The following is an 18,323-nucleotide window of genomic DNA, read 5'->3' on the forward strand; positions in this document are numbered from 1 at the left end:
AGATAAGGGCGGAGGGGAGTCGGATGGAGGGAGTGCGGGCGGCCCGGTCCGGATCACGTTCCACTCCATGCCCTATGCACGTAATACGTCCATGCGCGGACCGGCCAATTCCGGCCGCCGCGCGGTGTGCTGCACGGGGGTGGACAGCCTGAGGGCGAGCTGCATGGGCCCGCGGGCCCGTCACTCCCGGCAGAGCAGTGTGTCGATCACCGAGTCCAGGTACCGGTCGCGGTCCGCCCCGCCCGGCAGGCTCTCCGGGACGGCGTGCCCCAGCTGCGTGTGGCCGAGATACGCCGTGTACGCGAGCAGGCCCCGCCGGCGCGCCTCGGCCGCCGGGAAGCCCAGCTCGGCGAAGAGTGCGGCGACATAGCCGACCCGACGGTCCGTCACCCGGCGCAGGACGGCGGCGACGCGCGGCTCCGCCGCCGTCGCCAGCAGGGAGACCTCCAGCGGGTCGGCGGCCGACGCGGCGCTCGCGAGCGCGAACAGGCCGCGCAGCCGCCGCTCCGGGTCGGGTTCCGCCTCCACCGTCGTGATGACGGCTTCGGTGTGCAGCTGCTCCCAGCGCTCCAGCGCGGCGTCGACCAGTGCGTCCCGGTTGGCGAAGTGCCAGTAGAAGCTGCCCTTCGTGGTGCCGAGACGGGCGGCGATCGGCTCCACGGCCACCGCGGCCAGGCCGCCTTCGCCGATGGCCGCGAGGGCGGCGTCGGCCCAGTCCCCGGCGGTCAGGCGGCGACGGGTGGCGCCGCGCTTCCGGTCGCGGCCCGCGCGGGCCGGGGGGCTGTCGTCCGAGGGAGCGCCTGGCGGGCTCTCGGAGGGGGAGTCCGAGGGGAGGTTCGGGGGGTTGTCCGAGGAGGTGCCCCGGAGGTCGTCCGTTCGCCGTTGCGCCATGACCATACGCTACCGTACGGTCAAACATACGCCACCGTATGGAGGTGTCCCATGCGCACGGTCCACGACGTCCACGCACGCACCGTCCGAGCGCCGGCCGGGACGGTCGGAGCCCTGCTCGACCGGCTGGCCGGCGACGACGATCCGCTGTTCCCGGTTCCCGTCTGGCCCGCCATGCGCTTCGACCGCCCACTGGGCATCGGCGCGACCGGCGGCCACAGCTTCGTCCGCTACCGCGTCACCGCCTACGAGCCGGGCCGCCACATCCGCTTCGACTTCCCCGGGGGCGGCCACCACGCCATCGAGATCACCCCGCTCGACGCCGGAAGCTGCCGGGTCACCCACGTCCTGAAGGACCGGCTCACCGGCGCACAACGGGTGACCTGGCCGCTCGCGATCCGGTGGATGCACATCACCGTCATCGAGGAACTCCTCGACAACGTCGAACGCGCCGCCACCGGCACGGTCCGCGCCCCGGCCCGCCGTTCGCGGTGGGTACGGCTGCTGCACCGGCTCCTGTGGGAGCGCCCCACCGCCGTCGGCCTCCCGTCCGGTGCCCGGCTGGCCCGTACCGCCTTCCCGCGTACGGACTTCCAGGACGCCTGGCAGCTGCCGCTGCCGCCCGGCATGCCGCGCGACCCGGCGGCCTGGAAGGGCATGCTGCGCGGCGCGTTCCCCGAACTGGGCCGTACCGAGTCCGCGGACGGCGGGGAGATCCTCCTCGGCCAGGACGCCCGGCACCTGGACTTCCGCGCGTCGATCCTGGTCGAGAGCCCGGCCGTGGGACCGGACGGGCGGACCGCGGGCCACGGCGGCCGGGTGACGCTCAGCACGGTCGTACGCATCCACCACACCGGCGGACGGCTCTACTTCGCGGTCGTCCGGCGTGTTCACCCCGTGCTTGCCCGGGCGATGCTCCGCCGTACGCACCGGCGCCTGGCGCTGGCCGCACCGAGCGCGGGGGAGCGCGAGTTGGCGGCGCGCGCCCCGCGAGCCGGGTACGGTCACCGGACACGGCCGTAACGGCTCCCGGCATCCGCACCGCGCCGGACCGCCCGCACGCGCCGCCGAGGAACGGACGGTCCGGGTGACCCCGGGCGGACGCGCAGGAAGACGACGAGGGAGTGCGACCGATGACCACGGGCGATACCTGGGCCCCGAGCGAGCAGAGCGGCGCCGCGCGGCCCGCCCTGATACCCGAGGTGTACGACGCGTCCGCGCTGCCCGGCCCGCTGCCGGCGGACGGCCCCCGGGAGGTGTCGCTGTGGCTGGTCCGCACCGTGCCCGAGGCCGGACTGCACGACACGGCGGTGCTGGACGCGGCCGAGCGCAAGCGGACCGCCGCGTTCGTCCGGCCCGGCGACCGCGACACCTACGCCACCTCGCACGGCGCGCTGCGCCGCCTGCTCGGCGCGTACCTGGACCGCGATCCGGCCGGACTCCGCTTCGTACGCGAAGCCTGCCCGTGCTGCGACGAGCCGCACGGCCGGCCCGCGCTGGCCGGGGCCGGGGTGCCGCTGCACTTCTCGCTCTCCCACACCGGTGACATGGCGCTGATCGGCTTCGCCCGTACGCCCGTCGGCGTGGACATCGAGAAGCCGGCCTCGCCCCGGACCGTGGCCGAGGTGTCGGGCATGCTGCACCCGCGGGAGCGCGCGACGCTGGACGCCCTCCCGGAGGAGGACCGGCCGACCGCCTTCGCCCGCTGCTGGACCCGCAAGGAGGCGTACCTGAAGGGCACCGGCAGCGGTCTGGCGGGCGACCTGATGACCACGACACTGGTCGGCGCCGAGCCGGTGCCGGTCGCGGTGCCGGGGTGGCGGATGGCGGACGTGGCGGTGCCGGCGGGGTACGCGGCGGCCTGCGCGGTCCGTGCGACGGCCGTGACCGCCTGACCGGCCTCGACGGGCGGTGTGCCGCGCTGTTTCCGCCCGTTCACCGGTCGGCGAACCGCTCGTACGGTCGAAATGCCTGGCGCCCCGGCCCGCCGCTTCATACGATCGGACGATGGCTGACGATCATTATCTCGCCACCGGCCCCCGGGTCGGGCTCCGGCACTTCACGGCGGAAGACCGGGCGGAGTTCACGGCGCGGGCGCGGGAGAGCGTACGGCAGCAGCGGCCGTGGCTCTCCCCGCCGACCACCGACGCGGCCTACGACGGCTACTTCGCTGAGCTCCAGGAGCCGTCGCGCGAGGGATTGCTGATCTGCGAGCTGGAGACCGGCCGGATCGCCGGCTTCCTGACCGTCAACAACATCGTGCACGCCGCGTTCCGCTGCGGCGCGGTGGGCTACGGCGCCTTCGCGCACGCCGCCGGGCGGGGGCTGATGAGCGAGGGGCTGCGGCTCGCCATGGGGTACGCCTTCGACGAGCTGGGCCTGCACCGCCTGGAGATCAACATCCAGCCGGCCAACGAACGCTCGATCGCCCTGGTCAAGCGCGCGGGCTGCCGGCTGGAGGGCTACTCGCCCGACTTCCTCTTCATCGACGGCGCCTGGCGGGACCACGAACGCTGGGCCATCACCAGTGACATGTTCGAAAGGGCCTGATGTCCGAGATCACCTTCCGGCACCCCGTTCCGGTGCTGCGCGTCTTCGACGTGGCCAAGGCACACGATTTCTACCTGGGGTACCTGGGCTGCGCCGTCGACTGGGAGCACCGCTTCGCGCCCGGCCTGCCGCTCTACACGCAGGTGTCCCGCGGCGGCCTCGTCCTGCACCTCTCCGAGCACCACGGGGACGGGACGCCGGGCACGGTGGTGTACGCCGAGCTGAACGGCGTACGGGCGCTGCACGCCGAACTGGCCGCCAAGAAGTATCCGTTCCTCAAGCCCGGACTGGAGGAAGACGGCGAGATCGGGCTGACGCTGACCCTCACCGACCCCTTCGGCAACCAGCTGCGGTGCACCGAGCCGCCGGCGGGGTGAGCGGCCCGGCCGCCCGCCGTCAGCGGCCCTTGCGGTTGACCTTCATGGTGTCCATGTCGGTGGCGGACGAGCGCAGCTCCCGGTGGCCGTACCCGGCGGCCGCCAGCGCCGCCTCCGCCTTCTCCTCGGCGAGGGCGGCCGCCAGTTCCTCGCCGTCCGCCGCGTCCGAGACGATCACGTACCGGTAGGTGAACGACCGCAGCGCGGCGTCGTACGCGAGCGAGCCCTCGGGGGTGAACCGGAGCTGCGCCAGGCCGTGGTCGTCCGCCTCGGCCAGCAGCCGGGCCCTGGCCTCGTCGGTCAGTCCGTCCCACCGGCCCCGCACGATCACCCGGTAGGTGTGGTCCGTCGCCATCGCGGTGTCCCTCGTTTCCGTCGCCGGTACGCCGGCCTTCGCCGTACCGATGCGCTTGCAACGGTACGTGATGCCACCCCCGTCCCGCATCACGCGCCCGCCGCCCCCGAAATCCTGTTGAAGATCGCCACCCGGTGCGGTGGGATGGCCGGATGCGCCGCATCGTGCTCATCGACGCCCCCTCCAACCTCGGGCTGCGCCCGCCCGCGCCGGGCGCCGTCCCCGGCTGCTGCAAACTGGCGGGCGCCCTGCGCGAACAGGGCCTGCTGCGGCGGCTCGGCGCCCTGGAAGGCGGCGTCGTGACGCCACCCCGCTACGACCTGAGCGGCTGGCAGGAAGGCGACGGCGACTTCAACGCCGCCGCCATCGCGGGCTACACCCGCCGGCTCGCCGCCCGCGTCGAGAAGCACGTACGCGCGGGCGAGTTCCCGGTCCTGCTGGGCGGCGACTGTTCCATCCTGCTCGGCGCCACACTGGGCCTGCGGCGCACCGGCCGGTACGGCGTCGTCTACCTCGACGGGCACGGTGACTTCCGGCACCCCGGCAACACCGACCGCAACGGCCCCGTAGGCGCCGCGGCCGGCGAGGGTACCGCCCAGATCACCGGCCGCGGCCAGGCCGACCTCACCGGCATCGACGGCCTCGGACCGTACGTACACGACGCCGACCTGCACATCCTCGGCGTCCGCGACGCCGACGAGGACCGTGCCGAACTCACCTCCCTGGGCATCGCCCACCGCTCGGCAGGCGAGATCCGGCAGCAGGGCCCGGACGCCGTCGCCCGCAAAGTCCTGCGCGACCTCCAGAACACGGCGCCGGACGGCTTCTGGATCCACCTGGACGCGGACGTGCTCGATCCGTCCGTGATGCCGGCCGTCGACAGCCCCGACCCCGGTGGTCTGTACACCGGGGAACTGCGCGAGCTGCTGGCTCCGTTGGCGGCCTCCCCGCGCTGCGTGGGGCTCGACCTCACCATCTACGACCCGGACCTCGACCCCGAGGGGCACGGCGCGGCGCTGCTCGCCGATCTGCTGGAAATCGCCCTGGCGCAACCTTGACCGCCCTTGGCTGATCCTGGCCGCACAAGGCCACCGTCTGATCGCAATCTGCCCGCGACCGCCCCCACACATGGCCTCAACAGGCCCTTTTCAGGCGGGCGCGGACAGGGTTCCATGGTCAACAGGCGGCCACCGCACCGAAGGTGGCCCGGTACACCCCTGCGAGGCAGCCGTGGCCACTGGCGTACGACGCACGACCCTGACCCTCCCCGCGGCGCCCGTCGGCCCGGTCAACCCGCTGCCCGCCGTCCGCGCACCGGCCGACGTCCACCGCGCCGAACCGCCCGCGGACCCGGACCTGCCGCCCGACATGGCCCGCCAGCTCCGCTACGCCCCACTCGGCTCACTGCTGCCCGTCGGCATCCGCGACGGTTACGGCCGTACCCGCGCCGACACCACCCTCGACGCGCTCGTCATCGAGAACGACCGGCTGCGCGCCACCGTCCTGCCCGGCCTCGGCGGCCGCGTGCACTCCCTCCACCACAAGCCCACCGGCCGCGAACTGCTCTACCGCAACCCCGTACTGCAGCCCGCGAACTTCGCCCTCAACGGCGCCTGGCTCTCCGGCGGCATCGAATGGAACACCGGCGCCACCGGACACACCACCCTGTCCTGCGCCCCGGTGCACGCCGCGACCGTACCGGCGCCCGACGGCGGCGAGATGCTGCGCCTGTGGGAGTGGGAACGGCTGCGCGACCTCCCCTACCAGGTGGACCTCTGGCTCCCGGAAGGCTCCGACTTCCTCCTCGTCGGCGTCCGCATCCGCAACCCGCACCTGCACGCGGCCCCCGCCTACTGGTGGTCCAACATCGCCGTACCCGAGGACGAGCACACCCGCGTCCTCGCCCCGGCGGACCAGGCCTGGCACTTCGGGTACGAACACCGGCTGCGCCGCATCCCCGTCCCCGTGTCCGACGGCGCCGACCGCACCTACCCCCTGCGCAGCGAGCACCCCGCCGACCACTTCTACGAGATCCCGGACGGCGAGCGCCGCTGGATCGCCTCCCTCGACGCCACCGGCCACGGCCTGGTGCACACCTCCACCGACACCCTCCGCGGCCGAAAACTGTTCCTGTGGGGCGCGGGACGCGCCGGGCGCCGCTGGCAGGAGTGGCTCACCGAGCCCGGCACCGGCGGCTACGCCGAGATCCAGGCGGGGCTGGCACGTACACAGCTGGAACACGTACGCCTCGAAGGCGGCGCGGAGTTCGCCTGGCTGGAGGCGTACGGGCCGCTCGCCGCCGACCCCGCAGCGGTGCACGGCACGGACTGGGCCGCGGCCCGCCGCGAGGCCGGCGACCGGCTCGAAGCGGCACTGCCGCGCGAAAGAGCCGACGCGGCCTTCGCCGCCTGGCGTCCGTACGCCGACGCCGAACCGAAGGAGACACTGGCCACCGGCTCCGGCTGGGGCGCCCTGGAACGGGCCCGCGCCGGCCACGACCTGCCCGGCACCCCCTTCGCCGAGTCCACCATCGGCCCCGACCAGCGCCCATGGCTGACGCTGCTGCACACCGGCGACTTCCCGCGCGACGGAAGCGTGCCCGCCGCGCCCCTGGTCGCCGCACCCTGGCGCGACCTGCTGGAGTCGGCACCGCCCGGACCGGGCACCGACTACCACCTGGGCATCGCCCAATGGCATGCGGGCGACCGCGCCCAGGCCGTTCGCAGCTGGGAACGGGCCCTGGCCCACGGCACGGACTGCCGGCCCCTCTACTGCCTCGCCGTCGCCGAGGAATCCGCAGGCGAGACGGCACGCGCGGCACAGCGCTACGCGGAAGCGCTGGCTTGCGTCCCCGACGACGCGCCCACGGACGCCTCCACGGACACCACCGAGGACGTCGCCCCCCTCCTTCCGGCCCTGGTACGCGCCGCGGTCCCCGCCCTGCTCGCCGCCGACCGCCCCGAAGAGGCCGCGGCCGCCCTGGCCCGGCTCCCCGAGGACACCCGTACGGACGGCCGCCTCGCCCTGCTGACCGCCCAGGTGGCCCTCGCCCAGGGCGACGCCGCCGCGGCCCGCGCCGTCTTCGACCGCGGCTTCGAGGTGCCCGACCTGCGGGAAGGCGACGAAATCCTCAGCGACACCTGGTACGCCGTCGCGGAGGCCCTCATCGCGGGCTCGGGCCCCGTAACAGCAGAGGTCCGCACGAAGGCCCGTGCGGAACATCCCCTGCCGGAGCGTTATGAGTTCCGGATGCGGGAGGTATGAGGGGCTTTCGGCGCACTGCGGTTCCGGCCCGGGATACGCCCGGGTGGCAGCGTCAGGTGCCCTGATCGGGTGTTGTCCGGTGGTGTGGGCGGAATGATCCACGGGTGCGCCACGTTGCATCGATCATGAAGGCAATCATCGCCCACCGCTACGGCGACCCCGACCAGCTCACCTACGCCGACCAGCCCGACCCCAAGGTGGCACCGGATTCGGTGCTGGTGCGGGTGAAGGCCGTCGGGGTCAATCCTGTCGACTGGAAGGTGCTGGCCGGGTATCTGGACCCGATCCTGCATGTGCACTTCCCGATGATTCCCGGCTGGGACGTGGCCGGAGTGGTCGAGGCGACCGGGGTGGACGCGACCGAGTACGCGGTCGGGGACGAGGTCGTCGGGTACGTGCGCAAGGACGAGGTGCAGCACGGCACCTTCGCCGAGCTGGTGGCCGCCCCCGTGCGGACCCTGGCACGCAAGCCCGCCGCGCTGAGCTGGCAGCAGGCCGCCGGGCTGCCGCTCGCCGGGCTCACCGCCCTGCAGGTCCTGGACCGGCTCGGCGTGACCAAGGGCGAGACGGTTCTGGTGCACGCCGCGGCGGGTGGCGTCGGGTCGCTCGGGGTGCAGATCGCGGTGGCCCGCGGTGCCCGCGTCATCGGTACGGCCAGCGAGCGCAACCACAACTTCCTGCGCTCCCTGGGCGCCGAGCCCGTGACGTACGGCGACGGTCTGGCCGGCCGGGTGCGCGAGCTGGCTCCCGACGGGGTGGACGCGGCCCTGGACTTCGTCGGCAACGGCGTCATCGACGTCTCGCAGGAACTGCTGCGGGATTCCTCCCGGGTCGCCTCCGTCGCGGACAACGACGTGAAGGAGAAGGGCGGGCATCTGGTGTGGGTGCGTCCGGACCGTGCCGGGCTGGCCGCGCTCGGCGACCTCGCCGACGCCGGGAAGCTCACCGTGCACGTCGATACGGTGCTGCCGCTGTCGCAGGCGGCCGAGGCGTTCCGCCGCAGCCAGGAGGGCCGTACGCGCGGGAAGATCGTGCTGGAGGTCTCCTGACGGGCGGGCGGTGACGGCCGTGACGGTCGTGATGCGTGGGCGGTGACGGTCGGCCGTCAGGCGCTGTCCGGCCAGTCGGGGGAGCGGCCGAGCAGGGACACGACCCGGTCCAGGGCGGGAGCCGTGCCGGGTGCGTCCCGTACGGGGCCGAAGGCGGCGCCCGCCTCCTCCCGCGCCGCGCCGCCGGGCACCGCGCGACGGCGGCGAAACCGTGGTTCTGGCCCGTCATGTGGGCGATCAACTGCCCGAGGTCCCACGCGGCGCACGGGGTGGGCCGTGCGAGCTGCCCGGGTCCGGCCTGCCGCACGATGGCGGTCACGGTGTCCATGACCGCCTGGTGCTGCGGGCGTAAGTCGGCCGCCGGGGCCGTACCGCCGGTCATCAGGCCGCCTTCCGGTCGACGTACTCGAAGACCGAGCCGTCCGGGTGGCGGGCGACGAGGTTGCGGCCGATCGGGGTCGGCAGCGGGCCCGCGATGATCTGCGCGCCGACCGCCGTCAGGTCGGCCACCGCGTCGTCCACGTCCTTGACGGCGAGCGTGGCGGTGATCTTTCTGAGGACCGACAGCTGTGCCTCCGGGCCGCTCATCAGGAAGAAGCAGCCGACGGCCGCGACCGAGACGCCGCCGTGCTCGAAGCGCATCGCCTCGGCGCCGGTCAGTCGTTCGTAGACACCGATCGCGGCGTCGAGGTCGGTCACGCACACTCGCAGTGAGGTCCCCAGAATGTCCATGGGACGAGCGTAGTTGGGGTGCCGGGCCGTACGCGATCAGTTGGGGGATTCCGTACGGGAGCAGGAAGGGGAGGGGCTCGGTTACGGTTGCGCGGGCCGCTCGGCAGGCCGGCCCCTCAACCCCTCAACCGGTCATCGTCAGGCCGTCCTCCGCGGCGCCGCGGGAGAGGACCACCTCGCGCACGGCGTCGCGGGCCCGCGCGTGTGCGGAGCCGCGTGCGGCGTCGGCGGACAGCGGGAGGACGCGGAACGCGTCGTTCACGTCGGTGAGTTGCGGGGTGAACTCCGCCTTGCTGACGGTCCACCGCCGGCCCGCCGCGTCCGGCGGTGTGAAGGTGAAGCGGGCCATCGAGCTCTGGTTGCCGCGGGAGTCGACCGCGCCCTGCGGGTTGTACATGTAGCCGGCGAGCTGGTCGCCCATGCCGTAGACGACCCAGGTGCCGTTGACCTTCTCGTACGCCTGCGGTACGTGGGCGTGGGTGCCGAGGATCAGGTCGATGTCGGGGCGGCCGCCGGTGCGGGCGGCGGTGAGGGCCCGGGCGAGGGTGCGCTGCTGCTCGTCGGGTTCCTGCTGCCATTCGGTTCCCCAGTGGAGGCTGACCACGATCACGTCGGCGCCCGCGCGGCGGGCGGCCCGTGCGTCGGTGAGGATTCTGTCCCGGTCGATGAGGTTGACCGACCAGGGCTGTCCTTGGGGGACTGGGATGCCGTTGGTGCCGTACGTGTAGGCGAGCTGCGCGACCTGTGCCGTGCCCGCTTTGAGGAGGGCGGGGCGGGTGGCCTCGTCGGCGGTGCGGGCCGAGCCGGCGTGCCGTACGCCCGCCGCGTCCAGGGCGCCGAGGGTGCGGCGGACTCCGGCGGCGCCGTCGTCCAGGGTGTGGTTGGAGGCGGTGGAGCAGGAGTCGTAACCGGTGGCTTTGAGGGCGGCGGCCACTTGGGGCGGTGAGGTGAACGCGGGGTAGCCGGTGAACGGGCTGCCGTCCTCGCCGTACACCGTCTCCATGTGGCAGATCGCCAGGTCGGCGCCGGACACCAGGGGCCGGACAGGGGCGAGCATGGGGCCGAAGTCGTGGCCGCGGCCGTGTGCGTCCTTGCGGGCCTGCTCGATGATCTCGGTGTGCGGGAGCACGTCACCGGTGGCCAGGAGGGTGAAGCCGCCGGACGCGGCGGCCCTCGCGGGCTGCCCCGAGGTGGCGCCGTGGCGTCCCGCGGCGGGCTGCTGGGGACCGCAGCCCGCCGCCAGGAGTGCCAGCAGCGCCAGGGCGGCCGGTGTGTGCGTTCTTGTCACGGATTCTTCATACCGGGTGGGGTGGGATAGTTCGTGCTGGCTGTGGCGGTCGGGGGTCGGCGCCGGTGTGTCCCGCGCCCGGCCGGGGGACGCCCGCGCTCAGACCCGGCAGAGTATTTCGCCGTGCAGGACGCCGAACCAGGCGTCCTTTCGCGCTCCCCACTCCCGCCACGCACCGGCGATACGGTCCAGTTCGGCCTCGGTGGCGTGGCGGCCGTCCACCGCCAGCCGGGCGTACGCGGAGGCCACCGTCCGGTCCGCCCACAGGCCGCTCCACCAGGAACGTTCCTCCGGTGTCGCGTAGCACCACGCGGTGGCGGTGGAGGTGATCGCGGTGTCGGCGAAGCCGGCGTCCCGGGCCCAGGCGCGCAAGCGCCGCCCCGCGTCCGGCTCGCCGCCGTTGGCGCGGGCGACCCTGCGGTAGAGGTCCAGCCAGTCGTCCATGCCCTCGACCGCCGGGTACCAGGTCATGGCCGCGTAGTCCGCGTCCCGTACGGCCACGATGCCGCCCGGCTTGGTGACGCGCCGCATCTCGCGCAGGGCCTGCACCGGGTCGCCCACGTGCTGGAGGACCTGGTGCGCGTGGGTGACGCAGAAGGAGTCGTCCGGGAAGTCCAGTGCGTGGACGTCGCCGGTCACGAAGCGGACGTTGCGCAGGCCGCGCGCCTGCGCGGTGGCCCGTGCCTGGTCCAGTATGTCCGGCGCGTGTTCCAGCCCGGTCACCCGCCCGTCCGGCACCAGTGCGGCCAGGTCGGCCGTGATGGTGCCGGGGCCGCAGCCGATGTCCAGGATCTCCATGTGCGGCTTGAGTGCATCCAGCAGGTACGCCGCCGAGTTGGCGGCGGTGCGCCAGGTGTGCGAGCGCAGGACGGACTCGTGGTGCCCGTGGGTGTACACGGCGGACTCGCGGTGGGCGGCGGATCCGTGGCGGCCCTGGGCGTGGACGGCGGACTCGTGCGGCATGGCGGACGGCTCCCTCGTGCTCCGGTCGGCAGGCGTGCCCACCGTACGCCGGGTGACCGCATCATGAGAATGCCGTCTCATTATTCGGGCAGCAGGCGGTAGACCGTCAGCGCCTCGTTCTCCTTGCAGATCTGCAACTCGCCCGGCGCGGGCGTCACTTCACCGTCGTACGCGAGCACACTGTCCTCCGCCAGGCCGCCCAGGCGCACCGAACGCATCCGGGATTCGCTCAGCACGGGGGAGTGCCGCAGCGCGCCCGTCAGGGCCGCGGTCAGCAGCCGCGTACGGGCCAGCCGGCCACCGTGCACCACGCGGACGTCCAGCACGCCGTCCGCCAGGTCGTGCCGGCGCACCGGCGCCAGCCCCAGCCCGCGGTACGCGCAGTTGCCCGCGAACAGCAGCCACACCTCCCGCCGCTTGCCGTTGACCTCCACCGTCACCGGGTCGGCCGTGCGCAGCACCTTCCAGGCGGCCAGAATCCCGGCGGGCCAGGCGCCGATCCGGCCCGCCCACTCCTCCCGCACGCGCACCAGTTCCGGGTAGGCGCCGATGGAGAAGGTGTTGAGGAAGTACGTGGGGTCCTGCCCCGGCGCGGTACGGAACCCGGCCAGGTCCACCGCCACCGCCTCGCCGCTCTCCACCGCCCGGGCGGCGTCCCCGAGCGTCTCGATGCCGAGGTCGTACGCGAAGTGGTTGCGGGTGCCGCCGGGCAGCACCGCCAGCGGCAGGCCGTGCCGTACGGCGACCGCCGCCGCGGCGCAGACCGTGCCGTCGCCGCCCAGTACGCCCAGCGCGCCGCCCGCCTGCTTGGCCTGCTCGGCGGCCTCCTCCAGCGCCTTGTCCATCGGCGGGGACTCCGGATCGCCGCACAGCACCACCTCGGCCTCCGGCAGGACGCCGCGCACCTCCTGCACCCGGTCGGGGCGCGGGCCGGTGCGCTGCCCGGACGCGTGGTTGGCCACCACGAACAGCCCGCGCCCGGCCGGCAGCGAGGGCGCGTCGGCCGCCGGGCGGGCCGGGGGCGCCAGCTGCGCCCGGGTCGGCGCGAGCCCACGCACCGCGAGCGCCGCGCCCACACCGAGCGCGGCCCCCGCCAGGACGTCGCCCGGGTAGTGGACGCCCGTGTAGACGCGGGAGAACGCGACCGAGGCGGCGACCGGCGCCAGCGCCAGGCCCCACCACTTGTTCTCGAAGGCGACGCCCGTGGCGAAGGCCGCCGCCGAGGCCGCGTGGCCGGAGGGGAAGGAGGTGGTGAAGGGCTGCCGGTTGAGCTGCCGTATGACCGGCACCGCGTCCAGTATCGGCCGGTTGCGCCGGACCGAGCGTTTGCCCAGGGTGTTGACCGTCGCCGACGCTGCCGCCAGCGAGGCCACCCCGCGCAGCGCGGCCCGCCGCATCGGCCGCCCGCCGAGGGCGGCCGCGCCCGCCGCGATCCCCATCCACAGCAGCCCGTGGTCGGCGGTGCGCGTCAGCCGTGGCAGCACGCGCTGCGCGCCCGGCCAGTGCCGTGACGCGACGCTGTCGAAGATTTCGCGGTCCCAGGTGCTCAGCAGCTTTCGCATGGCCCACCTGTACCCCGAAGAAGAGGGCACATACAGCAGCCCCACGGTTCCCCGCGTCGTCCGTTTCATCCGCAGCCGCTCCCGTCGGTCGCGTCGGTGGGCCGGGCCGGCGGACGGCGGCCGTCGGCCAGGGGCAGGGCCGGGCCTCAGGTCGGGGCCGGGCCCGCGTTCCCGCCGTCCGGCCAGCTGTCCGGCGCGGCCCGGCTGATGTGCGCGAGCGCCGAGTCCGGGTCCTGCGCGCGGGCCAGGTCACCGATGCTGATCACTCCCACCGGCGTGCCGTTCTCGACCACCGGCAGCCGCCGCACCGCGTTGGTGCGCATCAGCGTCACCGCCTCGCTGATGTGGTCGTCGGGGCCGACACAGACCGGTTCGGGGGTGCACACCGAGCGGCAGGACACGGCGAGCGGGTCGACCCCGTCGGCCACCGCGCGCAGCGTGATGTCGCGGTCGGTCACCACCCCCAGCAGTACGCCGTCCTGCGCCACCAGGACATCCCCGATGTCCTGCGCGCGCATCAGCTGCGCCGCCTCGACGAGCGAGGCGTCCGGCAGGACCGCCGCGACGTCCGGGGTCATGACGTCCCTTACGAACTGAGCCATTGCTGTTCGCCTTCTCTCGGTCGGGCCTGCGGCGGCGGGGGCCCGGCGGGGGCGGCCGGGCGGACCGGGGCACGGGGCGTTCCGGGGGCCGTCACCCCGGGGCGTCGTCCAGGGGCGCGCCGGCGGCACCGGGCATGCCGCGGCGGCGCCGGTCGCCGCGCCGAGCGGGAGCGGGCCTCGTACGATCGAAGGAGGCGACCGGGCGGACCGGGTGGTCCGAGGTACCGGAACGGCCCGCGGAGCCGGGGCCCGGCCTGGTAGTGAGTGGGGTGAGGAATCCGAGTTCCATGCCTGCCTCCGGGGCTCGCTCCGGGCCTGCCGCCGGACGTGTCCGGGTGGTTGTGCCAGCGGGTACCCGAAGGGACGCACCCGACACGGAGGGAGAAACCCCGATGCCGTCCCACGACACGCCCACGGACTCCCCGCAGCCCGTCCAGGCGGAGTCCGCCGCACCGGGCTCCGCCACACTGGGAGTCCCGCCTGCCCGGCTGGACGAACAGCAGCTGTTGCGCGAGCTGGAAACCATCCACCGCACCCGCCACGACACCCTCCTGCACGGCTCCACCGACGCGCTCGCCACACACAACGCGCGCATGGCGGAGCTGGAGGGCGAGTATCTGCGCCGCCATCCGCGCCGCTGGGTCGCCTCCGGCCGTACCCGCTCCGGAGCCCGCGCCCGCACCGGCTGAACACCCCGGACACGGCGTCGCGGCATGCCCGCGACGCCGGCCGGGGAGATCGGCATGTTTGACCGCGCGCTCTCCTGGTACCCGGTGACCGGCCGAGCGGCCGCGGAGAAGGCCCCGGAACGGCAGAGATCGGGGCAGTGGGGAGGAGCGCCCGGGCGCGGGATGTGGGGTCCTGCGTCCGGGCCCCTTTTTTTCTGTGGGTATTTCTGTGGATTTTCTGTGGGCGCGCCGCCGGGGCCTGCGTCGTGTTCATCCGGCCGGTGTCCCGGCCGGCGCGGCGGGAACCGGTGTCCGCGTTTCACAGCACCCGGTAAGGCGTCGCCTCCTCGTGGCGGAACTGGAGGCCGTGGCCCGGGAGCTGTTTCGCGCCGGGGCGCACCGTGCCGCCGGACGGGTCGAGGCCGCCGTCGAAGAACATCGACTCGATGCGCACATGGTCGTGGAACCATTCGATGTGCCGCAGGTTCGGTACGCACGCAGCCGGATGGGCGTGGACATGCGGCGCGCAGTGGGCGGAGACCTCCAGGCCGTGTGCCTCGGCGAGGGCCGCGGCGCGCAGCCAGACCGTCAGGCCGCCGCACCGGGTGGCGTCGATCTGGAGGCAGTCCACGACCGGGGCCAGCCGGGCGAAGTACGGCAGGTCGTAACCGTACTCACCGGCCGTCACATCGCAGACCACCAGGTCGCGGACGACCCGCAGGCCGTCCAGGTCGTCGGAGGAGACCGGTTCCTCGAACCAGCCCACGCCCTGGTCGGCGAGCGCCTGGCCGACCCGTACGGCCTGCTTGCGGGTGTAGGCGCCGTTGGCGTCCACGTACAGTTCGGCGCGCGGCCCGATGGCCGTACGGGCGTTGCGTACGCGGGACAGATCGCGCTCGACGGCGCGGCCCCACTCCTCACCGATCTTGATTTTGACGCGGTCGATGCCCTGGCCGTGCACCCACCCGTTCAACTGCGTCGCCAGATGGGTGTCGTGGTACGTGGTGAAGCCGCCCGAACCGTAGACCGGCACCGTGCTGCGTACGGCGCCGATCAGATGCAGCAGCGGCAGTTCCAGCAGCCGCGCCTTGAGGTCCCACAGGGCGATGTCCACCGCGGACAGCGCGCAGGCGACCAGCCCCGGGCGGCCGGCGTTGCGCACCGCCCGGCTCATCGCCTCGTAGGCGCCCTGGACGTCCAGTACGGAGCGGCCGAGGACCGGACGGGTGAGCAGGTCGCGGACGACCGACCCGGTGTCGGCGGCGGCGTAGGTCCAGCCCAGACCGGTGGTCGTGCCGGAGCGGGCCTCGACGACGATGATGGTGGTGGTGTCCCAGGCGAGTGTGCCGTCGGCTTCGGGCGCGTCGGTGGGGACGGTGTAGGCGGTGACGTCCAGCCGCTCGACTCTCATGGTGGTGGAGGGCTCCTCTTCGGTCTCGGTACGGACCCGGGTCTGTTGCTCATGCCGCGCTTCTCCCGCCGCCTGCAAGGGGTTGTCCGCCGTGCGGGTGAGCCGTGCGGCCGCGTCTGTGTCCGGGGGCGAAGCGCGGAGGCGCCGTGGCAGCCGGCCCGGCGGTCCCGACCGGTTCATGACTGGTGGTCAGCGAACCGTCCCGGACGGGTTACCTGACCCGCGGGCCGGAAACCTCCCGTGCCGTGCCCGCCGTGCCCGCCATGTCCGCGGCGGCCGATTCGGTCCGCGGGGCGTTTACCGGTACCGGCTCCGGGCACGCGATCGGTGTGCTTCGGACCGGAGGCACGCCCGTGGGAGCGAACCGCTCTGCGAGCGTGCACTCCGGCTGCGCTCCCGCGGAAGGACCCCAGTCCACCGATCAGGGAGCCGAGACCATGCCCTCTGTACGCACACCTCATCTCCACAGCACCCACAGCACCCACAGCACCCAGAGCACCCAGCGCGGCCGGTACGCCGAACGCCCGCTGGGCGCCCGCCGCACCCAGAAGAGGCACCCGCACGACGACGCGCCGGACACCGGCGCGGACTTCCGCAAGCTGATGGCGCTGCCCGACGGGCCGGAGCGGGACGCGCTGCGCCAGAGCATCGTCTGCGCCTGGCTGCCGATGGCCGAACGCCTGGCACGGCAGTTCCGCAACCGCGGCGAGACCACCGAGGACCTGACCCAGGTCGCCTCGCTCGGCCTGGTCAAGGCCGTCGACCGGTACGACCCGGACCGCGGCTGCGCCTTCGAGAGCTTCGCCGTGCCGACCATCGTGGGCGAGGTCAAACGGCACTTCCGCGACCACATGTGGGGCCTGCACGTGCCCCGGCGCGTCCAGGAACTGCGCAACCGCGTCCGTACGGCCACGCTGGAACTCACCCACGCGCCGGACGACCACCGCCCCGCCGCCCGGGACATCGCCCACCACACCGGCATGACGCTGGAAGAGGTGCTGCTCGGCATGGAGGCCCTGGAGAGCTATTCGACGCTCTCCCTGGATGCCGAACTGCCCGGCGCCGACGACGGGTACGCCCTCGTCGACACGCTCGGCGGCCCGGAGCCCGGCTTCGACCTCGTCGTCGACCGCGAGGCGGTCAGGCCCAAGCTCCAGATGCTCCCCGAACGCGAACGGCAGATCCTCTACCTGCGGTTCTTCTGCGACATGACGCAGAGCCGGATCGCCGACCGGCTCGGCATCTCCCAGATGCACGTCTCCCGGCTCATCAACCGCACCTGCACCCGCCTGTGCGACCAGGTGGGCGAACGCGAAGCGGCCTGAGACAGGTTCTCAAGGGTGCAGCGCGCGCCCCAGGTGGCGGGCCACCCGGTCGACGGTGCCCGCCTCCGCCATGCTGAAGGCCCGCCGCCCGCCGGTGCGCAACAGCGTCAGAACACCCCGCACGGGCCCGGACTTCGCCCGCAGCGGCACGCACAGCAGCGAGGTCACCTCGGCGCGCGCCAGGATCGGCGCTCCCGCGGCGTCGTGGCCGAACGCGCCGAGATCCTCCGGACGCACCTGGAGGCTGGCATTGCCCGCGCGGGCCGCCTCGACCACGACCGGGCAGTCCCCGGGGAACTGGGCGGCCAGGGTGGCCTCCAGGGTGTCCGGGGGGCACGGGTCGCCGGCGGGGGGCGGGTCCGCCGGGCCTTCCGTCCCGGCGCCGTACGCCTCGTCCCCGGCGTACGGCGCCCCCGGCCCGGTCCGCCCGGCCCCGTGGACCGCCACCCGGACCAGCGGGCCCCCGCCGCGGGTCACCAGATCGGCCGTCACCCAGTCGGCGAAGCGTCCGCGCAGCACCCGGCAGGCCCGGTCCAGTACGGCGGTGGGCTCCCGCGGCGACTCCAGGAGCGCCATGGTCATGTCGTCGAGGAGGTCCATCAGTTCGGCGTTGCGGGTCACCTCGGACAGGCCGGGCCGCGGCGTGCCCGCACGGCCCGGGTCGTCCGTACGCTCCGTGGCGCCGGGCCGGTCCGCCGCCATCGTCTCCGGGCCGGTGAGGAAGACCGTGAGCACGGACGTGCCCGGCTCGCCCTGGGGCCGCAGCGCCGTCATCGTGGCCCGCAGCGACTCGCCCGCGCGCCGGGCCCCGTCCGGCGGCGGCAGCAGCCGGACCACCAGGCTGCGGTCGCCCTCGTTGCGGGACACCGCGGCCACCTGGGAGCGGAAGGCGGCCCGCTCCTCGGGGGCGAGCGAGGCGGTCAGCGGGCGGCCCGCCGCGTATCCGGCGCGCATCCCGAACAGCCAGGTACCGGCGAAGTTCAGCCGTCGTATCACCGCTTCCGGATCCAGCAGCACCACCGCGAACGGCATCCGCTGGAACAGCGCCCGCAGCAGCTGCTGTTCGTCGGTGGCGCGCCGGGCGCCGTTGTCCCGCTCCGCGGGCAGCCCCCGTTCCAGGCGGGGCAGGAGCACGTCGACGACGTGCTGGAGTTCGAAGAGAGCGGCGTCCAGGACGGACAGCCGCTCGGTGCCGGGCAGTGCGCGGGCGGCGCGCAGCTCATCGACTCGTCTGCGGAAATCCGCGAGTTCCGCGGCAACGCGCTCGACCTCGGCCATGCCCTCAC

At 73.9% G+C, this 18,323-nt stretch carries 19 protein-coding genes and 1 pseudogene; 9 read left to right on the forward strand and 11 right to left on the reverse strand.

Translation table 11 applies throughout. The features are described from left to right. Window positions 1-180: 180 nt before the first annotated feature. Complete coding sequence (locus tag ACZ53K_RS18105) at window positions 181-891, reverse strand: TetR/AcrR family transcriptional regulator (protein ID WP_468837183.1); 711 nt, start codon at window positions 889-891, stop codon at window positions 181-183. Between the two features lie 51 nt (window positions 892-942). On the opposite strand from ACZ53K_RS18105, the gene ACZ53K_RS18110 reads away from it, so the two are divergent. The 4 genes from ACZ53K_RS18110 to ACZ53K_RS18125 all read left to right on the forward strand — a co-directional run bounded on the left by ACZ53K_RS18110 (window position 943) and on the right by ACZ53K_RS18125 (window position 3,818). Continuing rightward, entirely contained in the window at window positions 943-1,914 is a 972-nt protein-coding gene (locus tag ACZ53K_RS18110; protein ID WP_468837186.1) for a DUF2867 domain-containing protein, read from the forward strand. A 110-nt stretch (window positions 1,915-2,024) separates the two neighbouring features. Beyond that, window positions 2,025-2,786: a 4'-phosphopantetheinyl transferase family protein gene (locus ACZ53K_RS18115; RefSeq protein ID WP_468837188.1), complete on the forward strand. Its 762-nt coding sequence runs from the start codon at window positions 2,025-2,027 to the stop codon at window positions 2,784-2,786. Between the two features lie 112 nt (window positions 2,787-2,898). After that, window positions 2,899-3,441 carry a GNAT family N-acetyltransferase gene (locus tag ACZ53K_RS18120; protein WP_468837191.1) on the forward strand — a complete coding sequence of 181 codons (543 nt, stop codon included), beginning with the start codon at window positions 2,899-2,901 and terminating at the stop codon, window positions 3,439-3,441. After that, a complete protein-coding gene (locus tag ACZ53K_RS18125) occupies window positions 3,441-3,818 on the forward strand; it encodes a glyoxalase superfamily protein (protein ID WP_468837194.1) in 378 nt (125 codons plus the stop codon). The genes ACZ53K_RS18120 and ACZ53K_RS18125 overlap by 1 nt, the downstream gene beginning before the upstream one ends. A gap of 19 nt (window positions 3,819-3,837) precedes the next feature. Here ACZ53K_RS18125 and ACZ53K_RS18130 read toward each other — a convergent pair whose 3' ends face one another. Beyond that, complete coding sequence (locus ACZ53K_RS18130) at window positions 3,838-4,173, reverse strand: DUF6204 family protein (RefSeq protein ID WP_468837197.1); 336 nt, start codon at window positions 4,171-4,173, stop codon at window positions 3,838-3,840. Between the two features lie 152 nt (window positions 4,174-4,325). Between ACZ53K_RS18130 and ACZ53K_RS18135 the strand changes: the two genes are divergently transcribed. The 3 genes from ACZ53K_RS18135 (at window position 4,326) to ACZ53K_RS18145 (ending at window position 8,486) form a co-directional block, all read left to right on the forward strand. Beyond that, the gene (locus tag ACZ53K_RS18135; protein WP_468837200.1) at window positions 4,326-5,231 is read left to right on the forward strand and encodes an arginase family protein; all 906 of its coding nucleotides are present in this window, start codon (window positions 4,326-4,328) and stop codon (window positions 5,229-5,231) included. Window positions 5,232-5,403: 172 nt separating this feature from the next. Beyond that, entirely contained in the window at window positions 5,404-7,437 is a 2,034-nt protein-coding gene (locus ACZ53K_RS18140) for a DUF5107 domain-containing protein (RefSeq protein ID WP_468837202.1), read from the forward strand. A gap of 125 nt (window positions 7,438-7,562) precedes the next feature. Next, window positions 7,563-8,486 carry an NADP-dependent oxidoreductase gene (locus ACZ53K_RS18145; protein ID WP_468837205.1) on the forward strand — a complete coding sequence of 308 codons (924 nt, stop codon included), beginning with the start codon at window positions 7,563-7,565 and terminating at the stop codon, window positions 8,484-8,486. A gap of 56 nt (window positions 8,487-8,542) precedes the next feature. Here the strand turns inward: ACZ53K_RS18145 and ACZ53K_RS18150 are convergent, their stop codons facing one another. The 7 genes and pseudogenes from ACZ53K_RS18150 to ACZ53K_RS18180 form a co-directional block, all read right to left on the reverse strand. Beyond that, entirely contained in the window at window positions 8,543-8,677 is a 135-nt protein-coding gene (locus ACZ53K_RS18150) for a hypothetical protein (protein WP_468837530.1), read from the reverse strand. A 26-nt stretch (window positions 8,678-8,703) separates the two neighbouring features. Further along, window positions 8,704-8,868 (reverse strand): annotated as a pseudogene (locus tag ACZ53K_RS18155) (maleylpyruvate isomerase N-terminal domain-containing protein); the annotation flags it as partial. Beyond that, on the reverse strand, window positions 8,868-9,218 hold the full coding sequence (locus ACZ53K_RS18160; RefSeq protein ID WP_073763570.1) for a VOC family protein: 351 nt from the start codon (window positions 9,216-9,218) through the stop codon (window positions 8,868-8,870). The gene ACZ53K_RS18160 and the pseudogene ACZ53K_RS18155, both read right to left, overlap by 1 nt. A gap of 124 nt (window positions 9,219-9,342) precedes the next feature. After that, window positions 9,343-10,506 (reverse strand): CapA family protein, encoded by a 1,164-nt coding sequence (locus tag ACZ53K_RS18165; protein WP_468837207.1) that lies wholly within the window; start codon window positions 10,504-10,506, stop codon window positions 9,343-9,345. A 99-nt stretch (window positions 10,507-10,605) separates the two neighbouring features. Next, window positions 10,606-11,469, reverse strand: a complete 864-nt coding sequence (locus ACZ53K_RS18170) for a methyltransferase domain-containing protein (protein WP_468837210.1) — start codon at window positions 11,467-11,469, stop codon at window positions 10,606-10,608. A gap of 80 nt (window positions 11,470-11,549) precedes the next feature. Further along, on the reverse strand, window positions 11,550-13,031 hold the full coding sequence (locus ACZ53K_RS18175; RefSeq protein WP_468837213.1) for a phosphatase PAP2 family protein: 1,482 nt from the start codon (window positions 13,029-13,031) through the stop codon (window positions 11,550-11,552). A 146-nt stretch (window positions 13,032-13,177) separates the two neighbouring features. Beyond that, the gene (locus ACZ53K_RS18180) at window positions 13,178-13,633 is read right to left on the reverse strand and encodes a CBS domain-containing protein (RefSeq protein ID WP_468837215.1); all 456 of its coding nucleotides are present in this window, start codon (window positions 13,631-13,633) and stop codon (window positions 13,178-13,180) included. A gap of 392 nt (window positions 13,634-14,025) precedes the next feature. Between ACZ53K_RS18180 and ACZ53K_RS18185 the strand changes: the two genes are divergently transcribed. Next, window positions 14,026-14,322 (forward strand): DUF6158 family protein, encoded by a 297-nt coding sequence (locus ACZ53K_RS18185; RefSeq protein ID WP_468837218.1) that lies wholly within the window; start codon window positions 14,026-14,028, stop codon window positions 14,320-14,322. 298 nt (window positions 14,323-14,620) lie between these two features. On the opposite strand, the gene ACZ53K_RS18190 is transcribed toward ACZ53K_RS18185, so the two are convergent. Further along, the gene (locus ACZ53K_RS18190; protein ID WP_468837221.1) at window positions 14,621-15,712 is read right to left on the reverse strand and encodes an enolase C-terminal domain-like protein; all 1,092 of its coding nucleotides are present in this window, start codon (window positions 15,710-15,712) and stop codon (window positions 14,621-14,623) included. Window positions 15,713-16,149: 437 nt separating this feature from the next. Between ACZ53K_RS18190 and ACZ53K_RS18195 the strand changes: the two genes are divergently transcribed. Further along, on the forward strand, window positions 16,150-17,037 hold the full coding sequence (locus ACZ53K_RS18195) for a SigB/SigF/SigG family RNA polymerase sigma factor (RefSeq protein ID WP_468837223.1): 888 nt from the start codon (window positions 16,150-16,152) through the stop codon (window positions 17,035-17,037). A 9-nt stretch (window positions 17,038-17,046) separates the two neighbouring features. Here the strand turns inward: ACZ53K_RS18195 and ACZ53K_RS18200 are convergent, their stop codons facing one another. Continuing rightward, window positions 17,047-18,315, reverse strand: coding sequence for a PAS domain-containing protein (locus tag ACZ53K_RS18200; protein WP_468837225.1), 1,269 nt, complete (start codon window positions 18,313-18,315; stop codon window positions 17,047-17,049). Window positions 18,316-18,323 lie beyond the last annotated feature (8 nt).

This window comes from Streptomyces sp. NPDC033221, assembly GCF_055577005.1.

Bases quoted from the DNA above. Each gene is read 5' to 3' on its own strand.
- ACZ53K_RS18105 (WP_468837183.1), bottom strand. From the start codon at position 891: ATGGCGCAACGGCGAACGGACGACCTCCGGGGCACCTCCTCGGACAAC.
- ACZ53K_RS18110 (WP_468837186.1), top strand. From the start codon at position 943: ATGCGCACGGTCCACGACGTCCACGCACGCACCGTCCGAGCGCCGGCC.
- ACZ53K_RS18115 (WP_468837188.1), top strand. From the start codon at position 2,025: ATGACCACGGGCGATACCTGGGCCCCGAGCGAGCAGAGCGGCGCCGCG.
- ACZ53K_RS18120 (WP_468837191.1), top strand. From the start codon at position 2,899: ATGGCTGACGATCATTATCTCGCCACCGGCCCCCGGGTCGGGCTCCGG.
- ACZ53K_RS18125 (WP_468837194.1), top strand. From the start codon at position 3,441: ATGTCCGAGATCACCTTCCGGCACCCCGTTCCGGTGCTGCGCGTCTTC.
- ACZ53K_RS18130 (WP_468837197.1), bottom strand. From the start codon at position 4,173: ATGGCGACGGACCACACCTACCGGGTGATCGTGCGGGGCCGGTGGGAC.
- ACZ53K_RS18135 (WP_468837200.1), top strand. From the start codon at position 4,326: ATGCGCCGCATCGTGCTCATCGACGCCCCCTCCAACCTCGGGCTGCGC.
- ACZ53K_RS18145 (WP_468837205.1), top strand. From the start codon at position 7,563: ATGAAGGCAATCATCGCCCACCGCTACGGCGACCCCGACCAGCTCACC.
- ACZ53K_RS18160 (WP_073763570.1), bottom strand. From the start codon at position 9,218: ATGGACATTCTGGGGACCTCACTGCGAGTGTGCGTGACCGACCTCGAC.
- ACZ53K_RS18170 (WP_468837210.1), bottom strand. From the start codon at position 11,469: ATGCCGCACGAGTCCGCCGTCCACGCCCAGGGCCGCCACGGATCCGCC.
- ACZ53K_RS18175 (WP_468837213.1), bottom strand. From the start codon at position 13,031: ATGCGAAAGCTGCTGAGCACCTGGGACCGCGAAATCTTCGACAGCGTC.
- ACZ53K_RS18180 (WP_468837215.1), bottom strand. From the start codon at position 13,633: ATGGCTCAGTTCGTAAGGGACGTCATGACCCCGGACGTCGCGGCGGTC.
- ACZ53K_RS18185 (WP_468837218.1), top strand. From the start codon at position 14,026: ATGCCGTCCCACGACACGCCCACGGACTCCCCGCAGCCCGTCCAGGCG.
- ACZ53K_RS18190 (WP_468837221.1), bottom strand. From the start codon at position 15,712: ATGAGAGTCGAGCGGCTGGACGTCACCGCCTACACCGTCCCCACCGAC.
- ACZ53K_RS18195 (WP_468837223.1), top strand. From the start codon at position 16,150: ATGCCCTCTGTACGCACACCTCATCTCCACAGCACCCACAGCACCCAC.
- ACZ53K_RS18200 (WP_468837225.1), bottom strand. From the start codon at position 18,315: ATGGCCGAGGTCGAGCGCGTTGCCGCGGAACTCGCGGATTTCCGCAGA.